The sequence below is a fragment of the Rickettsia endosymbiont of Proechinophthirus fluctus genome (assembly GCF_001602635.1).
GTDB classification, from domain to species: domain Bacteria; phylum Pseudomonadota; class Alphaproteobacteria; order Rickettsiales; family Rickettsiaceae; genus Rickettsia; species Rickettsia rickettsii.
Genome location: NZ_LECS01000004.1, coordinates 274,418 through 295,197, shown reverse-complemented (window position 1 = coordinate 295,197; position 20,780 = coordinate 274,418). Strand labels below are relative to the sequence as shown.

The following is a 20,780-nucleotide window of genomic DNA, read 5'->3' as shown; positions in this document are numbered from 1 at the left end:
GAATATTAAAACTTTTTGCAATATTGACTATCTCATGCGTTAAAGGAATTCCAGGACTTAAGACAATTGTATCTAAATTTTGCCATCTTGAATCAGATAAAGCAGCGATAGCGGTTTTACTATATAATTCTTCAAATATATCTCTATTTGCTTTTAAATCATCATAAACAATTACATCATATTTATTTTGCAATTCCTCGTAAACCGATATACCGGTTTTACCAAGCCCAAAAACACCTATTTTTTGTTTTGTATGAGAATTCATGAATTAATTTGAAAAAACATTGCAGTCTTAGTATTCAAGAACAGGTATATGAAGATCAACTTCAAAAAGAGCAAGGAGTTTACAAGCCGAGGAGCGGAGCGTATACTTAATACGCAAGCACCGCAGATCTTGTAAAACGACGTAGCCAATTTTTGAAGTTGATCAAGTATACTAATGCATGTCCTGCATTAATGCTTGTTCACCTTCATTAAATTCACCTTGTCCTTTTACATTACTGTAAGTTGTTTTGCTATGCCCAGGATCAGGTAAATAATAATGAGGCGGAACTTCTAGTGCTTTAGCACGCTGTACTTGATACTCATTAGGTCCAACTGTTGATATACCTATGGTTTCTTTTAACTTTTTACTACAAGCAGAAGTAATTAATAAAACAGTAAATAATACAAAAATCTTTTTCACTTAAACACCTATAAATTAAAATTATAATAGCCTCCTTGCAAAATGAACTTCTAGAAGGTAATTTGTACGTCAACCCGGTACTTGAATCCTCACATAGGTCTACTACGCTACGGTTCTGCGTTCTGTGTTCTGTGTTTCCTTCAAATTCCTCTCTATAAGTTTAATTTTGCAAGGAGGCTATTTTATCATTACCACCCTTATCGGTATTACGAATTTTTTCAGCCATAGCTTCAATTTGAGCATTATCATAATTCCCTTTAGCCTTTTCTTCAATAACTTTTTTAGTACTATAATAATCTTCTATTAAGATAATTACTCCTATTGTAATAAAGCAATCAGCTAAATTAAATACGGGGAAGCTATAATTCTGATAATGAAAATGGATGAAGTCAAAAACTGCTCCTCTAAAAAATCTATCAATTAGATTACCAACAGCTCCGCCGATTACAAAGCTATAACCGACAAAACTTCTGATCGTTTTTGAACGTATCATCAAATAATATAAATAACAGACAATAATAGTATTCGTTATTAAGAAAATAGCATTGCTATATTGATAATATTCACGCATTAGACCAAAGCTAATACCGTAATTCCAAGTATAAACCATATTTAAGAAAGAAGTAACCTTAAGCATTAAGCCCTGCTTCCATCTCAAATTATCAATAAACCAGCATTTACTTAACTGATCAATAATCACTAAGGTTATTATTATACGACTACTACGAGCAAATGTGAGATATAGTTTTTTTAGTAGTGGGAGCATAATTGTAAATGTCATTCCCGCGAAAGCGTCAGAAAAAACAACCTTAATATTAATACAAAATTATATATTTGATAAAATAAACCTATAAAAAACAAATTTTTTATAGATTCTACTAGATTCCCGCTTTCGCAGGAATGACATAAGAGCCGTACAACACAAAGTTGATTACGGTATGACAAGGATTCACTCTACAATGAAACTGTGGCTGCTTTATCAGCTTGCAATTTCTTATCAAGCTTAACACTTAAAGTTTTTATTTCTTTTTTAAATTGTTTAAATTTCTCTAAATTTTTTCCATTTAATTCTATACCCGGTGTTGTTTTAACTGACATAGGATTAACATATTTGCCATCAATTTTAACTTCATAATGTAAATGTGGAGCTGTAGCTCTACCGGTACTTCCGACATATGCAATGATTTGTCCTTGTTTTACGATACTTCCGACTTTTAAATTTTTTGCAAAATTTGAAGCATGCGCATAAGCAGTAGATAGCGTACCGCTATGTTTTACCTGAATAAATTTGCCATAACCCGACTTCCAACCTATTTCTGTTATAACTCCGTTTCCTGCGGAATATATAGGCGTACCGATTGGAGCTGCAAAGTCAACCCCCCTATGCATTTTAGTATAACCGAGTATCGGATGCTTTCTATTACCGTAATGTGAAGAAACTTTTATAACTTTTAGCGGAGTTTTAAGTAAGCTTCTTTTTACACTTTTACCGTCTTCGGAAAAAAATGCATAATTATTTGCGTTATTGTCATGAGAATAACGATATATATTATATTCTTTCCCTGAAAGATTTAATGAAACATATAGAATTTTACCGTGGTGGGAAAATTTACCATCTTCCGTTACGTATTTTTCCGTTATTACGGTTGCAGTATCACCGCTTTTTATTTGACGCTGAAAATCGATTTGATAAGCATAAGCATTAATCAGCTCTATTATACTGTTATCCGATAAGCCCAGTTTTTTAAGAGCTGACATGAAATTTGCCTCAATACTTACCGACGATTTAGCAACTTTTTTATTTAAAGGTACTACAATTTCTTCAACTTTAAAATTATTACCTTCTCTAATTACTTCAATAGTTTTTAGCTTATCGATAATTATAACGATTTTATTTAAGAATGCTACCTCTGAGGTTAAATCTTCATCCTCGTTTTCGATAATTTTTGTTTCATATTCAAAAGTAATGTGCTGCCCTATTTTCAGAGCAGAAGATAATTTTCCCTCCTTTATTAAACTTATAATTTTGTCTATTTCATTTTTAGGGATATGTTGTTCTATCAAAATTGACTTTATAGTATCGCCTTTTTTTACTACTACTTCTTTAAATGAAATTGTTTCTTCTTCACTACTATCAGGTTGTACTAAGGTTATGGATAAAGTGTTGTTAACATAATTATTAACAGCAAAAGAGACAAAAACAACTAATCCTATAAATAATAATAAGGAGGCAGAGGTGAGGATTTTCCTGAGACGTGCACTAATAAAAGATGATGGTAATATGCCATTAAAATCATAAGATAGTGCGGTATCATTCATTAAAATTGCTCTGAAGATTATTTGAATCAATTTTTCATTACTAGTAATAATATGCACTATATACAAACAAATTACAATAGAAAATTGTAAAATTTTGTTTTATTTCTGTCTTAATGAGTTTTTTATTGATTAAAATTTAATTTTTAATATAAGTTAATTTTTATTAACTTATATAGATAAATATTATGCCTAGACTTTTCCTATTTGTATTAATGTTTTATTAATTTTTATAAATCTTATGTCCTGCTCATCTAGCCATAATACTGTCAAATTACCCAAATAGAATATTATGAGAATATTTCTTTAAATAAAAATTATCCTATAAATAGTGAAATAGTTCTAGTAGGCGATTGTTTTGATTTATTACATTACGGTCATATAGAATTTCTACGCAAAGCTAAAAAACACGGTAAATACTTAATCGTTGCTTTAGAGCCGGATAAAACAATTATTAAATATAAAAAACGTCAACCTATCCATAATCAATTACAACAAGCAAAAATTTTAAGTTCTTTCACATTTGTTGATAAAGTACTCATATTACCTAAACTATAAAGATTTTAATGATTATGCTCGGTTAGTGCAAAATATTTGTCCTTCTGTAATCGCCGTAACAAAGCACGATCCTCAGTTAATAAATAAATTCAAGCAAAATTAAGAAATGCGAAAGTAATAGAAGTTATTGACTTACTGCAACATCCTAATATAGGTACACTGTCTAGCTCAAATATTATTAAAATATGTAGTTTTTACAAAAATTTATCGATTTTTACTTTAATAAAAGTGTATATCCATTTATATTAAATGTAAATAACTTTATATGTGCTATGAAAAATATTATTAGACATCTTTCCAAACCAGCTTATAGAGCGGAATTTAAAGAAGACACTTCCCCTCGAACCGCAGAGTACAAAAGCGTAAGTGAGGATTCGAGTACCGGATTGACGTATACATTACCTCCAAAAGCGAAATTTGGAAAAATGTCTATTGCTTTAATTTGTTTTTTGATTGTTAGCAGTAATTGCTTTGCTTCCGAGCCGTTACCTTGGCAAGTAACGTTCCAGCCACCGGCAAGTTCGATTATGGAGGAATTACATCATTTTCATAATTTTCTGCTTTATATCTCAACAGCTATTGTTTTATTTGTTGCCGGATTACTTGGCTTTGTATGCATCAGATTTAATGCAAAAAATAATCCTGTACCGGCAAAATTTTCACATAATGTTTTAATAGAAATAATTTGGACTGTAATACCTATAATAATTTTAGTTATTATTGCAGTGCCATCTTTTAAAATATTGCGTCATGCCGAAAAAATACCCGAAACGGATTTAACTATCAAAGTAGTAGGTTATCAATGGTATTGGCATTATATATATCCTGATCATGATAATTTAGAATTTGATAGCGTAATGATCTCTGATGAAAATTTAAAACCTAACCACAAAAGATTATTAGATGTTGATAATCGAATTGTTATCCCTGAAAATGCTACCGTAAGGTTTCTCATTACCGCAGGTGACGTAATACATAGTTTTGCCGTTCCATCACTTGGATTTAAAATAGACGCAGTCCCAGGCAGAATAAACGAAACCTGGACAAGAGTGGCTAAAAAAGGCGTATATTACGGACAATGCTCCGAACTATGCGGCATCCATCATGGCTTCATGCCGATTGCTATAGAAGTAGTAAGTAAAGAGGATTTCGACAATTGGATTGCAAGCAAGAATAAGACTGCTATGAATGGCAAGAAGCCAAAATTGGCAGCTAATTAATTATATTTAGAAGTTCTATGGAAAATTATAATACAAAAATATCTGAACTAGATAAATTACTAAACGATATAACCGATTCTAATCGACATCAAGAAATTATTAAGTAGTGATGATTCAGCATGTAAAGAAGCATGGTAATTTATAACGACAGTATTTTATAAACTAAAACTATTACTTTAAAATTTTTAATATATGCCTAACCACAATAACCCTTATCCCCATCTTGTTCCTAAACAAGCAAAAGATAACGATATTTTTAAAACATTTTATCCATAATCTAAATATAATAGTCGGAGATTACACTTATTACAATGATGCTAATCACCCTGAGAAATTTAAATATGAAAATGTTAGAGGAGCTTATTATGTTAAATTGATTATAGGAAAATTTTGTGCTATTGCTATGGGTACTAGTATAGTATTGTTGTCGGTAATCCTACAAAGATATAGATTTCCTGATGAGATAGTTGAGCAATTACTTGAAATTCAATGGTGGGATTGGGATTATGATAAAATCACTCGGAATATTCCGGCAATTGTTGGAGCAGATATCGAAAAATTAAAACAGGCAGAATAATAATTATGGATATAACTACTACCGAAATTTATCACGATGGCCACCACACCCCACACGGTTGGAGGAGATGGCTTTTTTCTACCAATCACAAAGATATCGGCATTATGTATATCATATTTGCCGTTTTTGCTGGAATTGTCGGAGGTTTGTTCTCACTGCTTTTTAGGTTAGAGCTTGCAATGCCCGGCGGCACTTTCTTAAATCATGATTTCCAGCTATATAACGTACTTATCACAGCACATGCGGTTATTATGGTATTCTTTATGATTATGCCGGCTTTGTTCGGTGGCTTTGGTAACTATTTCGTACCTCTGTTAATAGGGGCTCCCGATATGGCATTTCCACGCCTTAACAATATCAGTTTTTGGCTACTAGTGCCTGCTTTTCTTTTACTTATGGGATCAGCTTTTGTTGACGGTGGGCCAGGAACTGGCTGGACACTCTACCCTCCTTTAAGTAATTTAAGCGGTCACCCCGGTGCAGCCGTTGATATGGCTATTTTCAGTTTACATTTAACCGGTCTATCGTCAATTCTTGGATCAATTAACTTAATCGTTACTATCTTTAATATGAGAGCTCCGGGAATGGGACTTTTCAAGATGCCGTTATTCGTTTGGTCTATTTTAGTTACCGCATTTCTAATAATTCTTGCGATGCCGGTACTTGGTGGAGCTATTACTATGCTACTTACAGATCGTAATTTTGGAACTACTTTCTTTAAGCCTGACGGCGGCGGTGATCCTGCATTATTTCAGCATCTATTTTGGTTTTTCGGTCATCCTGAAGTATATATCGTAATACTTCCAGGCTTTGGTATAATAAGTCAAGTTATTTCAACTTTTTCACGCAAACCTATATTCGGCTATCAAGGTATGATCGGGGCTATGGTGATCATAGGCTTTGTTGGATTTATCGTATGGGCTCACCATATGTTTACTATTGGGCTTTCTTATAATGCACTTATATATTTCACTGCCGGAACGATGATTATAGCAGTTCCGACGGGTATTAAAATATTTAGCTGGATAGCGACTATGTGGGGTGGTTCGATCACATTTCCAACTCCTATGCTATTTTCGATAGGATTTATTATATTATTCACGATCGGCGGCGTAACCGGCATAATCCTATCAAATTCAGCACTTGATAGAGTTCTGCACGATACATATTATGTTGTTGCACATTTCCATTATACGATGTCGCTCGGTGCTTTATTTACGGCATTTGCAGGCTTTTATTATTGGTTTGGCAAAATATCTGGTAAACAATATCCGGACATTTTAGGCAAAATTCATTTTTGGATTACCTTTATAGGCGTTAATTTAACTTTCTTCCCACAGCATTTCTTAGGTCTTGCGGGCATGCCAAGAAGAATACCGGACTACCCTGAAGCTTTCGCCGGCTGGAATATGGTTTCGTCGATAGGAGCAGGTATTTCTATGTTTGCTGCCCTGTATTTTGTATTTATCGTTTTCTATACGCTAAAATACGGCAAAGATTGTCCAAACAATCCTTGGGGAGAAGGAGCAGACACATTAGAGTGGACACTTACCTCACCACCGCCGTTCCATACTTTTGAAACACCACCGCATATTGAGGGGTAATAGTGGATTTGCTGCGTGGATGCCAAGTCATCATCATGGCGAGGAGTTGCGTTAGCAACGACACGGCAATCTCATAAGATAATATAAAAAAAACTCCTGAGATTGCCACGTTAGCATAAATGCTGGCTTGCAATGATAGCACCTTTATGAACTGTCCGGTACTATGAAGCATGACATAGCTGACAGAAAAATAATAAAATGATAATAAAATGTATAAAAAACCGATAATAGGTGTTACACCTGATTTAGCTCAAAATTGTGAAAAATATACTTACGCTGCTTTTCCATGGTACGCATTGCGAAGAAACTATACCGATGCGATTATTGCAGCCGGCGGTGTACCGCTATTATTAGCTTATCAAAGTGATACAATAAATCAGCTTATGGAACTTGTTGATGGTGTTGTAATGCCAGGCGGTGATGAGGACATACATCCTAAATTTTATGAGCCGGAATACACCGAAGATATAGTCGTTGCCAATGAAGAACGTGATAATTTTGAGATATTAGTTTTAAAAAAAGCATTAGAGAGAGATATTCCGGTTTTAGGAATATGCCGAGGTATGCAGTTATTAAACGTTATTTTTAAGGGTACGCTTATTAAACATATTCCTGATTATGTTGAAACTGTAATTAATCATACACAACCTTCGCCTAAAAACATCGTTTCGCATGCAATTAATATAGAAGCAAATACTAAACTTGCTAAAATAGCTAATAATCAGCTACAAACTATGGTTAATTCGACTCATCACCAGGCTACTAAACAACTTGGTAATGATCTTATCGTATCTGCAACAGCAGAAGACGGTATAATTGAAGCCATTGAATCAACGAAACATAAATTTGTTATCGGCGTTCAATGGCATCCTGAATATCTTAACGATAATGGAGTAGATTTAGAATTATTTAAAGAATTCGTAAAAGTTAGTAAGTAAATATTAGTTTTTAACATCATTAGATGCACATATTACAAACGCTTTATTATATTCATATCCAAGCGGCCAACAACATACGGAATTTTTAGAGCGTTCATATACGAAAGTAGAACCTCTACCATTACCTTCTAGTTGATACTGACCATAAATTACAGGTCCACATTGTTCTTGCCAAGCAATTGAATATTTTACCCGATTATCTTGCACATCCCATTGTTGTAAACAGCCGCTAATCATACAATTCATTTCAGTCACAAATAGTTTAACCAATTTTTGTATTACCAAATCTTCTTGTTGTTCTACTTGTATATTATCACAATAAGCTATATGTGAGTTTAAATTATTAGCATAAGCTCATGATATTATAGAGACTATAATAGTAAATAATATAAAAAATTTTTATATGATACTTTATTTATTAAATTTAAATTAATATATTTAAAGATACTGAATAAGACACTAATAATCAAATATTATTTATTGTACTATATTATCATTTTAAATAAGATTTCGGACCTTTGATCTGCTATATTATCGTCAAAAACATTATTTATGACTGCTGATTATTCTTTTTTGAAAAGTTTTGCTGAGTATATCATTGATAAATTAGGTAAAGATACAAAAGTTCAAATAATATTGCCTAATAATTTCTCATGCCTAGAATTAAAGAAGATTTTAACCGATAAATATAAAATTAAATTACCTATCATTATTCCTTTTAATTCTCTTATTTCAAAAAAAACCGATTCGGATTATATATCTAAAATAGAAGAATTACTTATTTTATCATCCATTATCACCGAATATAAAGAATTACCTTTGAATAAAAATGAATCATTAAAAGCTGCAGAACTTTTAAGAAAATTGTTTAATGATCTTATAATCAATAATATCGATATAAAATTAATTGAAGTCTATAACAATTCTAACTATTGGCAAAAGATTTATAAATTTCTAGAATATTGCTTTTTAAGATGGCAAGAAGAAATATCGTTTACTCAAAAACAAACTAAAGCAGTTTATAAATTAAAGCTATTACAAGAAGAAATAATAAAAATAAAAACAGGACATAAGCAGGTAATACTCGCCGGAATATTCAAGCCTAATGTTTTTTTAAAAAGATTTGAAGAAGAATTAAAGGATTACATAATTCACTATAATCCTGCCTCCAAGCAGATTAGCGATGGTATATCTTATTATGAACCTAATGACATTTATGAAGAAACTAAACAAATATCTTATATATGTAACCGTAATAAAGACAGACGGATTGCAATCGTTACAAATAATAATAAGCTTAAAAGAGTATATTGTAATTTTTTAGACACATATGAAGATCTACTAGGTAATGACTTAAGGCTTACTAATATAGGTGAATTACTCACTTCCATTATTAAAATATTATGTAATAATTTTGATTTAAAACTTCTATTTTTATTACTTAAAAATCCTTTAATTAACTGCCCTACTGTGCAGCAGTTAGAGTTAATGATATCTAATAAAAACCGTTTTATATCCTCACCGAAATATTTATTGCAATTACAATTTGATAATGAGGATATAAGAGAGTATTGCCATAACTTAATAGATATTTTATTTACCGATACTCCACATAATATACAAGCTATTCTAACCTTAACTAAAGAAATAACTGAAAAACTTTTGCCTACTATTTGGGAAAAAGAAGGAGGAGCAGAACTACTTGAGTTTTTAACAAATTTAACTGCATATAGTAAATATATAAATTCAACGGATAAAAAGGATTTTCCTAAAATTTTTTCTTTTTTACTTTCTAATATCAAATATTACAAAAATACTGATGCTGCTAGTATTATTATAGGACGGCCTGAAGATTTAGCATTATGTGAATTTGACTTAATTATATTACCGCATTTTAATAATGAAAACTGGACACTTAGTGCTAAAGCTCACCCATGGCTTAGCAAGAAAGCATTGCAGATACTAAATATAGATTACGATGAAATTGCTCCTACTCTATATTCAGATTACTTCAATTTATTTCTACAAAATAAGCAAATAGTTATACTGAATGCTAAAAAATATGATGGGAAACTGTCAGTACCGAGTAATTTATTTTTGAAGCTAGAAAAAGATTCTGTGTCACCCCGTGACTTGATCACGGGGTCCAGTAATTATATGGATACCGTGGTCAAGCCACGGTATGACAAGAGTATTGAGATCCACAGCTCCTCTTTCCCAACCACCTTATCAGTAACCGAAATAGAAACATTAATAAGAAACCCATACGGTTTTTATGCTAAGAAAATTCTTGGACTACGTAAAAAAGATCATATATGGGAAGAACCTAAAATATCGGATTTCGGTAATTTGATTCATAAAGTTTTAGAGGAATATTCTAAAAATTACGACAAACAATATATTAATTTAAATTTGCTTGATAAACAAAATGCTTTAATAAATATCGGTAATCATATTTTATATAGCACTATTTTACCAAGCTACACCAAAAAAACTTGGCAAATAAAACTCACGGCTTTCAGCAAAGCTTTTATTTTATTTGACATAGAACGCCGAAAAAACTGCAAAGAAATCTATTTTGAAACTAAAGGGGAGTTACAGCTAAATATTGTAGGTCAAGATATAAAAATAATCGGTATAGCTGACCGAATTGAAATAAGTAAATCAAACAATATAACTATACTAGATTATAAGACCGGTACTATTCCGACTAAGAAAGAAATAGAGCTTGGACTCTCTCCGCAACTTATCATAGAAAGTTTGATGTTACTAGAAAACGGATTTACGAAATGTAATGCTCTGTCCCTTTTATGTCATCCCCAGCCCCTGTTGTGTTATTCCCACGAAAGCAGGAACCCAGTTATAAATAACAATATTACTATCGCCTACGTAAAAATAACTAGTACCGAACCTTATGTACACACAACGGAAATAGCTTTAAGCATCGAGACTTTAAATAGACATAAAGCAGGATTAGTAAAATTACTTGAACATTATATTACAAATAAATTCTTTTCTTATGATTTGAATTTATCAAAGTATAATGATTATTTGCATTTGAGTCGATAAGCTAATTATGTCATGCCTGCGCAGGTGCATGGGTGTCAACTTAAGACTCAATGTCATTCCCGCGTAGGCAGGAATCCAGTACTTTAAAACTTTTTTTAAAGCTCGATTTGTCTCCTTTACCCTAGGATTCACGCCTCCGCGGGAATAGGACATAAACAAACCATGCAACACAGCTTTCAGTCGCTTGCAATGACGGCTTAGCAACTGCTCGCAATAGTGCTTACAACCCCATCACTAACTTAAATTCTTTACTTTTAATAATCTTACTATTCGTATTATAAATAATCGGATCGTTAATTTTTTCATGACCGAATCTATTTGTTTTAAATACCGGTATATCTAAACTATCTGCAAAATTACGAAGCACTAACATTGTGGCATCAAAATCTTTACCAAATGAACCAAATATTATAGCCTTAACATCCTCAAGTAACCCTGCTTGCTTTAAGTGTAAAAGCTCACGATCTAATCTAAAAGGAACTACATTCACATCTTCTAAAAAAAGAATTTTGCCCTTAGTCTTTATTTGCCAACTCGTTCCTATACTAGTCTGCACCATAGTTAAGTTACCGCCTGTTAGTGTGCCGTTAACAAGATCACTTGATTTTGCTATATCGTTAAGAGGCACTAAATTATCTATAGTAACCTGCTTTACTTTACCTTTTAATATTTCAGCAAGCTTGGTAAAATTACCTTGATCTTGTTCCGGCTTTAAGAGATCGGCTATATTACTGCCGTGAATAGTTTTCCAGCCCCATTCTTGTGATAGAAAAAGATGTAACGCTGTTATATCGCTATATCCTACAAAGAATTTCTCTTTCTTTGGTTTTGATAGCTTTAGTAAATCGGGAATTATTCTCGCAGAGCCATAACCACCTCGTAAACTCCACACTATATTATCAGACTCATCAAATAATGCATCCCGCAAGCAATTAAATCTTACTTCATCGCTACTTGCAAGAAAGGGTAGCTTACCTTTAGCAAAACACTTAGAAGCAATTTGTAAATTTAGTCCATTAATATTTTTTAAATCCGACAAGGTTTTATTATCCGCTCCTGTTGCCGGAGCAACAACAGTAATAGAGATATTTTTTAGACTATGACCAGCAGAAAAAGTTGATATTGAAAAAAATAATATTATTAGTAAAGATATATTTTTAAGAATCATGAATATAATTGATAGATATTGTTATATGAACAGGTAAACCTACTATGTCATGCCGTGGCGCGACCACGGCATCCAGTCTTTATTTTATTTTTTCTAGATACCGTGGACAAGACACGCTATGACAGAAGCAAGCACTGGATTCCCATTTTAGCTAGGGACAGACATGACATAGAAAATGCGAATAACCTTAAGAAGCTATTCTAAAGCAGCATCATCACCGCCAATCTCTACTGCTTTAGCCCTGATTTGGTCAATAGTAAGGCCACTATATTCTACAGCCCCACCTAATACAGTATCATCCTGACCAAAAAAATTAATGTTCTTAACAACAGTTGCTTTATCTAAATTACCTTTCCTCATATCATATACAAGCTTTAATGCTTCTTTTTGTGCTGGTAGTTCATGAGTATTAGATAGTGCTAAAGTCTTTACTTTTGCTCCAAGTTTATTCGCCGAAGCCTCTGATATTGCATCATCTTCAGATTTATCAGTTGAATTTTCGCTTATTCTAAGGTTTTCTATTATAGGTTCAACAAGCTTTGTCCATAGCTGGTCAGTTGAACTACAATCACAATCGGCTAGATATTTTCTACCTTCTTCTCCAGTTTTTACAGCATTATCAACAAACTCTTTAACTATCCACTTATTGTTAAATTTGTTATAAGCAGCTTTTATGAATAGTTCTAAATGATTAGAATCTAAATCTAAGAATTTTTGTTTAAGGTCCATAGGGATATGACTTTTTGTATCTAGCCATGTTTGGCATTCCTGATAATATTTCTGACATTACCTTATTAGTGTCTTGTATCGGTACAGTAATATTATTACTCTTAATAGTAACCTCAAGTGCATTTTTAGTACTAGCATCCAAGTTAGATACTAAGTTTTCATACTGGGCTGGGTTACTTTTAGCTTCTTTTAAAATGCTTACTATTTTCTTAAATCTTGGTACTATTTCTGAATGACTACCCGTAATGCTTGTCATCCAATCCCATTTAAAATATTCAAAACCGCCGGTAGCATGATTGTTGCTCTAATTTTTTCATACTCTCCTCCTTAATTCATAGTTTTTAATTAGTGTTGACATTATACTTATATATTACTATATGTCAAAATAAAACACTAATAGAAATTAACTTTTTGCTATATCACAAGCATGTAAGTCACGCTTAAAGTACAAACTACTATTCTTATTTAAGATTACCCGATAAATCTGAACATTTTCAAGTACTCTTTGAACGTAATCTCTTGTTTCTCGATAAGGTATAAGTTCTATCCAGTCAATAACTTTTCTTGTATCTTTTATATCCCTTGGATCACCAAACCTATCTATCCATTTTATTACATTATGACTTCCGGCATTGTAAGAAGCAATGGATAGAATATAAGAACCTTTATGATTATCTAATAATTTTTTGAAATGATGCGCACCAAGTTTAATATTATATACCGGATTTCTAGTTAAGTCTGCTACATTACATTTAACATTTATGGATCTTGCGGTATCACAAGCAGTACCTTTAATAAGTTGCATGAGACCCATAGCATTGGCATAACTTACTGCTTTATGATCAAAAACCGATTCTTGTCTAATTATTCCATAAGTTAAATGAGGTGGGATAGGCAAACCTACTAGATTATAAGGCGTTGGAAAAGCACAATCCGGAATAAAAGCATTATTTTGGGCAGCAATTTTTGCCACCTCAACCATATGATTAGTATTATTATTGGCTTTAATAATATTCGCAATTATTTGAATTTCTGCAGAATTTTTAGTATTTTTCATTGCTGCTTTGGAATATATCAGGGCTAAGTAGTTTTTATTATATTTAACCAATAACCTTATTGCTTTAATAATCTCTTTATTTTCTATAATTTTCCTTTCTTCAGAAGTTATTACGGGCATAGGAGGTAAAACTAACTTTGTCCTATTTAATTCAATATTTGCTACCTGCCCATAAAAGGTAAAAGAATATTTAGCTGCCTGCGCGTAAAATTTTCTAGCCATTTGCTTATCGCCTTTTGCTGCATAAGTACGACCGAGCCAATAAAACCCACGTGCCAAACTAATCGGTGTCTTAACAACTTTAATAAACTTATTAAAATGTACTAATGCTTGATCAGGCTTTTTTAAAAAACTTAAAGAAAGCCAGCCCGCAAACCACTCCTGCTCCCTTATAGTTTCAGGACAAGTAGCAAAAGGAAGCGTTGCCATTCTATAGCTATTAGCAAAATCTTTGTAATCAATGAATTCACGAGCATAATAGGACTGAATACGACACCATTTAGCAAAATGTTTACGGTTATTTTTAGCTTTCTTAAACAAAGTAATAATTTCCTTTGTCGGCTTTTGCATTTTTTTAAAATCTAAATAACGATATAATAAACCGGAAGTATAGTATTTTTCAGGAACACTTTTAAAAAGCTTTTCAGCATTTGGCGATTTACCTATAATCGCAATTTGGACTTTAAAAGAATTACGGTAACCTTGCTCTACATATTTCAGGGATTGCTTAGCAGATCTAATATCATTGTTCCATAAATGTTCTTCTATTCGCTCTAAATGATCACTCGCAGTTAAATATTTATGCCACTTATTGTAATATGCATTTTCTTCTTCAGGAGTGAAATTGGCGTATACCCAAGCCTCTTTAATAATAGGTAGTAATATTTTCTGATCTTTGATTAAACTACTTGCAGCTGCCGCATAAAATTTATAACCTTTGCCGGTAAGAGGAGGATGTTTACTAAACCAATCAACAATTACTTTTTTATTTGTATTATTATTTAGATATTCTTCTGCTCTTTCTTCAAGCAGCTTATTTTGAGGCCAATCCGGGTTATTGCATAAAAACCTTATTACATGTTCAAAACTATTATCTGAATATTTATTATCTAAATATTTCTGAGAAAGTACAATTTTTGTTAAAATTTTATTATTTACTTCTAGAGCTAAATCTTCGGCTTGTGACCAATTTTTTTGATCGATATAGGTAAAAACTTGCTTAACATTATCTACAGCATCAGAATTAGCATTTACTTTCAAAGCTAATAACAACAATATAGAGGTTAACAATTTTATTGTGATTTTCATAAGTTTTATGATTTGTTCGTGGATACCTAATAATCATTACGAGCTACTAAAAACGTTGTTGTATGGCTCGTTAATGTCATTCCTGCGAAAGCAGGAATCCAGTAAAACCTATAAAAAACTTATTTTTTATAGGTTTATCTAATATGTAATTTTTGTATCAAGATTAAGGTTATTTTCTGGATTCCTGCCTACACGGGAATGACATAGAGACCCACTAAACACCGGTAGAACCAAAGCCACCGCTACCACGCATCGTTCCCATAAGACTAATACTTTCTTCCCATAATATACGTTCGTACTTTGCGATTATCATCTGTGCAATTCGCATGCCTTTTTCTATAATAAAATCTTCTTTACCGAGATTAATAAGAATGACCTTTATTTCACCTCGATAATCTGTATCAATAGTACCGGGTGAATTAGCAACCGTGATACCGTGTTTAACGGCAAGACCCGAACGGGGTCTTATTTGGGCTTCAAACGAATCCGGTAGTGCTATAGCGATGCCTGTTGGAATTAGCTGTATTGCGGCTGCTTTTATTGTTATAGGTTGCTCGTTTGCGGCTATTAAATCCATCCCCGCACTATGCTCTGTAGCATATTCCGGCAAACTGCCGGAAAAATTTTCTAGTTTTTTAATTTTAACTTGTGTTATTGTCATATTATTTCATATCAAATTTATCGTTAATAATTTTATTTTCTACCGCATCAATTAAAGAATTAGCAAGATTATCGGTTAATATCTTACTTCCCATGCCAAGTTTCTTTTTAAGCCAAGGTTGCTTAGCACACAGATATTGAAACTTAATATTATCACCGAATTTTTCTTTCATTACACTATACATATCACCTATGCCATCAATTAAGCCGTAATCAAGCGCCGTTTGCCCTGCCCAAAATTCACCGTTAAATAAAATTTCGTCTTGCTGAGTTAACTTCCCTGCTCTTCTTGTTTTTACATATTCTATAAAATGTTCATAAACCTGCTTTTGCAAATCTTTGATAATTTTAAGATCATCTTTATTAATAGGTTTAAACGGATCCAATACTGATTTATTCTTGCCTTCCGTATAAACTCTTCTCTCTATCCCAAGTTTATTAATTGCTTCATGAAAACCGAATCCGCTTGATACTACTCCGATACTACCGATCACTGAACTCGGCAAAGCATATATCCGGTCACCGCTGCAAGCCAGCCAATATCCGCCTGAAGCCGCCATATCTTCAATAAAACTATAAATTTTTATTTTATTTTCTTCAGCAAGATCACGAATACGTTTTGCAATAAGTTCAGATTGTACCGGAGAACCGCCGGGAGAATTAATAATTAAACATAATGCTTTTAATTTCTTTATTTTAAAAGCTTTTTCTATTAGTGCATTTAATGATTCTAACGTAAGTCCCGATTGCATAGTACTTACTTTACCGATAATACCACTAAGGCGTAAAACGGCAATCACCTCTTTAGAATTACCAAAAACCGAAGCAAATAATTGATCTAATTTACTTATCTGTCGTTTGGTTATTATCTGATCAAATTCAGCATTCGCCATAGTTGATTTATTTACTTCATTCATTAATTTTACTCATTTTTAATTTAATATACTCGTTTCATTTGAACAATTGGCTATGTTGTCTTATAAGATCTACGGTACTCACCTATTAAGTATACGCTCCGCTCCTCACCTTATAGACTCCTTGCTCTTTTCCAAATTACACTTCGTCTATTTACTTGGAGTGACTATAGAGCATCCTTTTTTATTGGCAGCAAAGGCTTAGCCGGTTTATTCAGAGATTGTGCGTTATAACTATTTTTAGGTTCAGGATAATTTCCAGAAATGGCAGATAAAATAGTACCTCTAACTTTTTCGTCATACCAATTTGTATTGCCGACAAAGCTAGTTACTATTTTGCCGTTTGGGTCTATTAATATACTAGTCGGCAAACTAACAACCCCTAAGGCTTTAAATAATTCATTTCTATAATCATGATAAATCGGCAAATATCTTATTTGATAGCTTTTAAAATATTCTTTCACAACTTTTATGTCTTGATAATCTTCTGAAATCGGAATTACTGAAAAAGGTAATTTCCTAAAATCTTTTTGCAACATATCAAGGTCAGGCATTTCTTTGACACAAGGAGCACTCCAAGTAGCCCAAAACACTAACAATATAGTCTTTCCTTCAAACTGATCAAGAGAATATTGATTTTTTTCTTCATCAAAAAAAATTATATTATCAGGAGCGCTTGAACCTCTTAAAAATGCTAATTTATCCTTAGGCTGCTCATAGAGCCTAGCATGAATTTTAGGAATAAAAATTATTATATATAATAAAAATACTATAATATATATAAGATATTTATTATAATTTCTTAAGGTCATATAATAATTTATAGTAATGAAGACATTTTATTTATTCGTATTAGCACTTACATTATGTAGTTGTGGTATAAAAAAGCCTTTAGAAGCACCGCAGAAAGAGGCAAAACGTCATTGCGAGCAGTAGTAGACTGCGTGGCAATCTCGTCAAATATCCTGAGATTGCTTCGTCAAATTACTGCGTAATTTTCCTCGCAATGACGTACTGTATCAATACCTCTTAAGCGTCGTACCTTGCAAAACTAAGTCAAAACAATAAGACGGCATATTTTCTTGCGGTTCGATCAATATCGGATTTACTTCACCGCACTCATTATCACACATATTTTGATCAGATAAGTCTAAGCGTGTTTCGAGAGTAGTAAGACTAGGATGCTCTATTCTTATATTTGCACTTCTCAAATAACGAGAAGATGTATAAGGCAACATGCTAATAAAATAATATGCTCCTTTATTATTAGTAGTAGCAATACCGGAACCGGTAAAACTTGAATCGCTTTTACTTGTAAATCTTCTTTTATCAACTCTAGTTTTTAAAGGTTCGTAAGGATATTTACCCCCGCTTCCTGCTTGCCATAAATAAACTTTAGCATCCGCAACCGGCACGCAATTTTGATCTAATACTTTTCCTTTAATTAATATCCTTTCACCGTAAAATTTTGATAATCTTCCTGTTTTACGTAATAAATTATTAGTAGTTTCAAAAACTTTTGGTTCATAATCATTAAATATATTTCTAGTAATTTTACAACGATTAAGCTTATTAGGGTAAGTTTTAGAAGCAGCAAATATGTTTAATGTCCATAAACATAAAAAACAAAATATAAATTTTTTCACTTTTCACCACTATATTTATAAAATTCTGCATCTAAATTTAAATCAATTATTTTTATTAATCAAATTATTTTTATTCTCATTTGATTATTAAGTAATTGATTGTTATAGTAAACTTTGTTATACTAAAATAGTTATATATATGCAAAAATTTTTATCTTTAATAATTGTAATTCTAATACTTTACAATATAGTAAAGTTAAAAATATCTCCCGACAACAATAATCTTACAACTGTAGAGCAAACGGCTTCAAATAATTCATCTACCAATGAAAACCAAACTAGTATAAATAATGAACCTCCTATTTCATTAAACGGCAACTTATTGGAACGTACGGTTTCAAAAATAGTAATAAATGCTCTTAAAACCGAAGAAGGGAAAGCATTTTTTGAGAATATTTTACAACCGTTAAATGGACCTATCAATCCTAATGATTACACTATTGAAGTACGTAAGGATTTAGTAAAAACACTGTTCAAAATTAATACGCTCGGTAGCGGTAATATCGGTCCCGCTTCTTGCGGACATGTAGTTACCGTATTTTATCAAATATCAGATATGAACAATACTTTAATATCTGAAGATACTAAGACTTTTACTTTAGGCTCTGCTCCTGTAATGCTTGGCTTAGATAATGTAATAATCGGTATGATGGTAGGAGAAGCACGAGAAGCTATTATTCCGGCAAAATATGCTGTTAATAATAGTAATAATATTATCTTCGATGATGCTTATAATTATAAAGTTAATGTAATTTTAAAATCCATATTACCGCAAAATTTTGTAAAAAGTAATGAAGTTAAAATTTATGACGATGAGATAGCTTATCGTGTTCCTTTATTATGTGGTGAAAAAGTAAGCTTTAATGCTAAAATTACTCGCTTATCAAACGGTAAAATACTATATGATTCAAAAGCAAAAGGACAACCAATAGATATGAAAATCGGCGACATTACATATCCTTTAATTTTTTCTTACGCCTTGCAAGGTAAAGTAACGATTGGAACACGCAGTGTTATTGCTGAAGGCAAAACATTTAAAACTTTAGGTTCTAACATAAATAAAATTATTTCTCATGAATCGTTACCGATAAATGAATATCTTTTACTTGAACTAGGAGACTTTAAACAAAATTAAATAAATATGAAACAAAATAAAATTCAAAGACAAAAAAATTATATTTTATTATCTATCCTTGTCATAATGATAATAATTGTATATCTTATAGCATTAATAAAAATTGCAGGATAAATTTTGTAATTATTAAAAATTTAAAACTCAAATTAAACGAGTATATAAGCATCTTACTTTAAACTTTAATTATAGTATGGAAATTATTAAAAAAAACAAAAATATTATTATATTAGTAGGTTTAATATTTTTAGCAGTAATTATTTATATCTCTACAAGTAAGAGTTCCGATAATAAAACAAACGATAATATATTAGAAGTAAAGATAGCTATACAAGATCATAAATTTGTTCCGAATATAGTTGAAGTACCAAAATCGACTAAGATAAGGTTAATTGTTCATAATGAAGATGATACGGTAGAAGAGTTTGAAAGTCACGATTTACATCGTGAAAAAATAGTTATGCCAAATGAGTCAATACATATTATACTTGCACCTCTCAAGTCCGGAAAATATGAATTTTTTGGAGATTTTCATCAAGATACGGCGCAGGGTTTTATAATTGTTAATGATTAGATAAAAAATATGTTTAAAATTGCCTTAGTAGTGTTTCGTGAATGTTTAGAAATATCCTTATTACTTGGTATAATACTCGTCGTAACAAAACAAATAGAAAAATCTCGTCTTTATATTATTGCTGGAGTAATGCTTGGAGTAGTATTTGCTTCAATTTTTGCATTTTTTACACGTAAATTATCTTTATCTTTTGGCGGAATAGGCGACGAGTTATTCAATTCCGGCATTATGATACTAATAACAATTCTGATTAGCTGGACAATAATATGGATGCAAGGTTACGGTATAAAAGTAAAGCAACATATAAACGACTTATCAGTAAAAATTCATGAAGGTAATGCCAGTTATTTCATGTTGTTTTTTTTAGTTGCCACTACTATATTACGAGAAGGTGCAGAAATTATTATTTTAGTATATAGCATATCTTCAGTTGAAACAATATCAAGCAGTATTTACTTGCAAGGAGTGATAATAGGTGCTACAAGTGGCTTTTTACTTGGTTTAGTAATATATTTCGGTTTCATTAAGATTGCTAATCAAAAATATATTTTTAAAATCTCTACCATATTATTAATGCTAATAGCAGGCGGATTTGCAGCAAGTGCTGCAGGTATTTTAACCTCTT

At 31.8% G+C, this 20,780-nt stretch carries 17 protein-coding genes and 5 pseudogenes; 9 read left to right on the top strand and 13 right to left on the bottom strand.

Annotation, left to right across the window (positions count from 1 at the left end):
* The 5 genes and pseudogenes from murD to BG75_RS03365 form a co-directional block, all read right to left on the bottom strand.
* Positions 1–265, bottom strand: a pseudogene (murD, locus tag BG75_RS09735) (UDP-N-acetylmuramoyl-L-alanine--D-glutamate ligase); the annotation flags it as partial.
* A 171-nt stretch (positions 266–436) separates the two neighbouring features.
* Entirely contained in the window at positions 437–685 is a 249-nt protein-coding gene (locus BG75_RS03375) for a DUF3035 domain-containing protein (protein WP_062811446.1), read from the bottom strand.
* A 55-nt stretch (positions 686–740) separates the two neighbouring features.
* A pseudogene (locus BG75_RS10800) lies at positions 741–842 on the bottom strand (palindromic element RPE1 domain-containing protein); the annotation flags it as partial.
* 3 nt (positions 843–845) lie between these two features.
* Complete coding sequence (lspA, locus tag BG75_RS03370) at positions 846–1,451, bottom strand: signal peptidase II (protein WP_062811445.1); 606 nt, start codon at positions 1,449–1,451, stop codon at positions 846–848.
* A gap of 188 nt (positions 1,452–1,639) precedes the next feature.
* The gene (locus BG75_RS03365; protein WP_062811444.1) at positions 1,640–3,004 is read right to left on the bottom strand and encodes a M23 family metallopeptidase; all 1,365 of its coding nucleotides are present in this window, start codon (positions 3,002–3,004) and stop codon (positions 1,640–1,642) included.
* 238 nt (positions 3,005–3,242) lie between these two features.
* Here BG75_RS03365 and BG75_RS10580 point away from each other — a divergent pair.
* The 5 genes and pseudogenes from BG75_RS10580 to BG75_RS03345 all read left to right on the top strand — a co-directional run bounded on the left by BG75_RS10580 (position 3,243) and on the right by BG75_RS03345 (position 7,898).
* Positions 3,243–3,662: pseudogene (locus BG75_RS10580) on the top strand (adenylyltransferase/cytidyltransferase family protein).
* Between the two features lie 169 nt (positions 3,663–3,831).
* On the top strand, positions 3,832–4,779 hold the full coding sequence (gene coxB, locus BG75_RS03360) for a cytochrome c oxidase subunit II (RefSeq protein WP_062811443.1): 948 nt from the start codon (positions 3,832–3,834) through the stop codon (positions 4,777–4,779).
* A 192-nt stretch (positions 4,780–4,971) separates the two neighbouring features.
* Positions 4,972–5,356 (top strand): annotated as a pseudogene (locus tag BG75_RS03355) (acetyltransferase).
* 5 nt (positions 5,357–5,361) lie between these two features.
* Positions 5,362–6,960: a cytochrome c oxidase subunit I gene (gene ctaD, locus BG75_RS03350; protein WP_062811442.1), complete on the top strand. Its 1,599-nt coding sequence runs from the start codon at positions 5,362–5,364 to the stop codon at positions 6,958–6,960.
* 209 nt (positions 6,961–7,169) lie between these two features.
* Positions 7,170–7,898: a gamma-glutamyl-gamma-aminobutyrate hydrolase family protein gene (locus tag BG75_RS03345; protein WP_062811441.1), complete on the top strand. Its 729-nt coding sequence runs from the start codon at positions 7,170–7,172 to the stop codon at positions 7,896–7,898.
* Between the two features lie 3 nt (positions 7,899–7,901).
* Here BG75_RS03345 and BG75_RS03340 read toward each other — a convergent pair whose 3' ends face one another.
* Positions 7,902–8,183: a hypothetical protein gene (locus BG75_RS03340; RefSeq protein WP_062811440.1), complete on the bottom strand. Its 282-nt coding sequence runs from the start codon at positions 8,181–8,183 to the stop codon at positions 7,902–7,904.
* 267 nt (positions 8,184–8,450) lie between these two features.
* Between BG75_RS03340 and BG75_RS03335 the strand changes: the two genes are divergently transcribed.
* Positions 8,451–10,967 carry a PD-(D/E)XK nuclease family protein gene (locus BG75_RS03335; RefSeq protein ID WP_062811439.1) on the top strand — a complete coding sequence of 839 codons (2,517 nt, stop codon included), beginning with the start codon at positions 8,451–8,453 and terminating at the stop codon, positions 10,965–10,967.
* Positions 10,968–11,187: 220 nt separating this feature from the next.
* Here BG75_RS03335 and BG75_RS03330 read toward each other — a convergent pair whose 3' ends face one another.
* The 7 genes and pseudogenes from BG75_RS03330 to BG75_RS03300 form a co-directional block, all read right to left on the bottom strand.
* Entirely contained in the window at positions 11,188–12,135 is a 948-nt protein-coding gene (locus tag BG75_RS03330) for an LD-carboxypeptidase (protein WP_062811438.1), read from the bottom strand.
* Between the two features lie 195 nt (positions 12,136–12,330).
* Positions 12,331–13,162 (bottom strand): annotated as a pseudogene (locus tag BG75_RS03325) (hypothetical protein); the annotation flags it as partial.
* 105 nt (positions 13,163–13,267) lie between these two features.
* Positions 13,268–15,229 carry a lytic transglycosylase domain-containing protein gene (locus tag BG75_RS03320; RefSeq protein ID WP_062811437.1) on the bottom strand — a complete coding sequence of 654 codons (1,962 nt, stop codon included), beginning with the start codon at positions 15,227–15,229 and terminating at the stop codon, positions 13,268–13,270.
* A 214-nt stretch (positions 15,230–15,443) separates the two neighbouring features.
* Complete coding sequence (gene dut / locus BG75_RS03315) at positions 15,444–15,890, bottom strand: dUTP diphosphatase (RefSeq protein WP_062811436.1); 447 nt, start codon at positions 15,888–15,890, stop codon at positions 15,444–15,446.
* Between the two features lies 1 nt (position 15,891).
* Entirely contained in the window at positions 15,892–16,806 is a 915-nt protein-coding gene (locus tag BG75_RS03310; RefSeq protein ID WP_062811435.1) for a S49 family peptidase, read from the bottom strand.
* Between the two features lie 164 nt (positions 16,807–16,970).
* The gene (locus BG75_RS03305) at positions 16,971–17,615 is read right to left on the bottom strand and encodes a TlpA disulfide reductase family protein (protein WP_062811434.1); all 645 of its coding nucleotides are present in this window, start codon (positions 17,613–17,615) and stop codon (positions 16,971–16,973) included.
* Between the two features lie 207 nt (positions 17,616–17,822).
* Positions 17,823–18,449, bottom strand: coding sequence for a dioxygenase (locus BG75_RS03300; protein ID WP_062811433.1), 627 nt, complete (start codon positions 18,447–18,449; stop codon positions 17,823–17,825).
* 139 nt (positions 18,450–18,588) lie between these two features.
* Here BG75_RS03300 and BG75_RS03295 point away from each other — a divergent pair, with 139 nt between their 5' ends.
* From BG75_RS03295 to BG75_RS03285, 3 genes are all read left to right on the top strand, one after another.
* Positions 18,589–19,584 carry an FKBP-type peptidyl-prolyl cis-trans isomerase gene (locus BG75_RS03295; protein WP_062811432.1) on the top strand — a complete coding sequence of 332 codons (996 nt, stop codon included), beginning with the start codon at positions 18,589–18,591 and terminating at the stop codon, positions 19,582–19,584.
* A gap of 190 nt (positions 19,585–19,774) precedes the next feature.
* A complete protein-coding gene (locus BG75_RS03290) occupies positions 19,775–20,155 on the top strand; it encodes a cupredoxin domain-containing protein (protein WP_012719649.1) in 381 nt (126 codons plus the stop codon).
* 9 nt (positions 20,156–20,164) lie between these two features.
* Positions 20,165–20,780, top strand: a 616-nt coding sequence (locus tag BG75_RS03285; protein ID WP_252903619.1) for an FTR1 family protein, incomplete at its 3' end; no start/stop codon positions are given.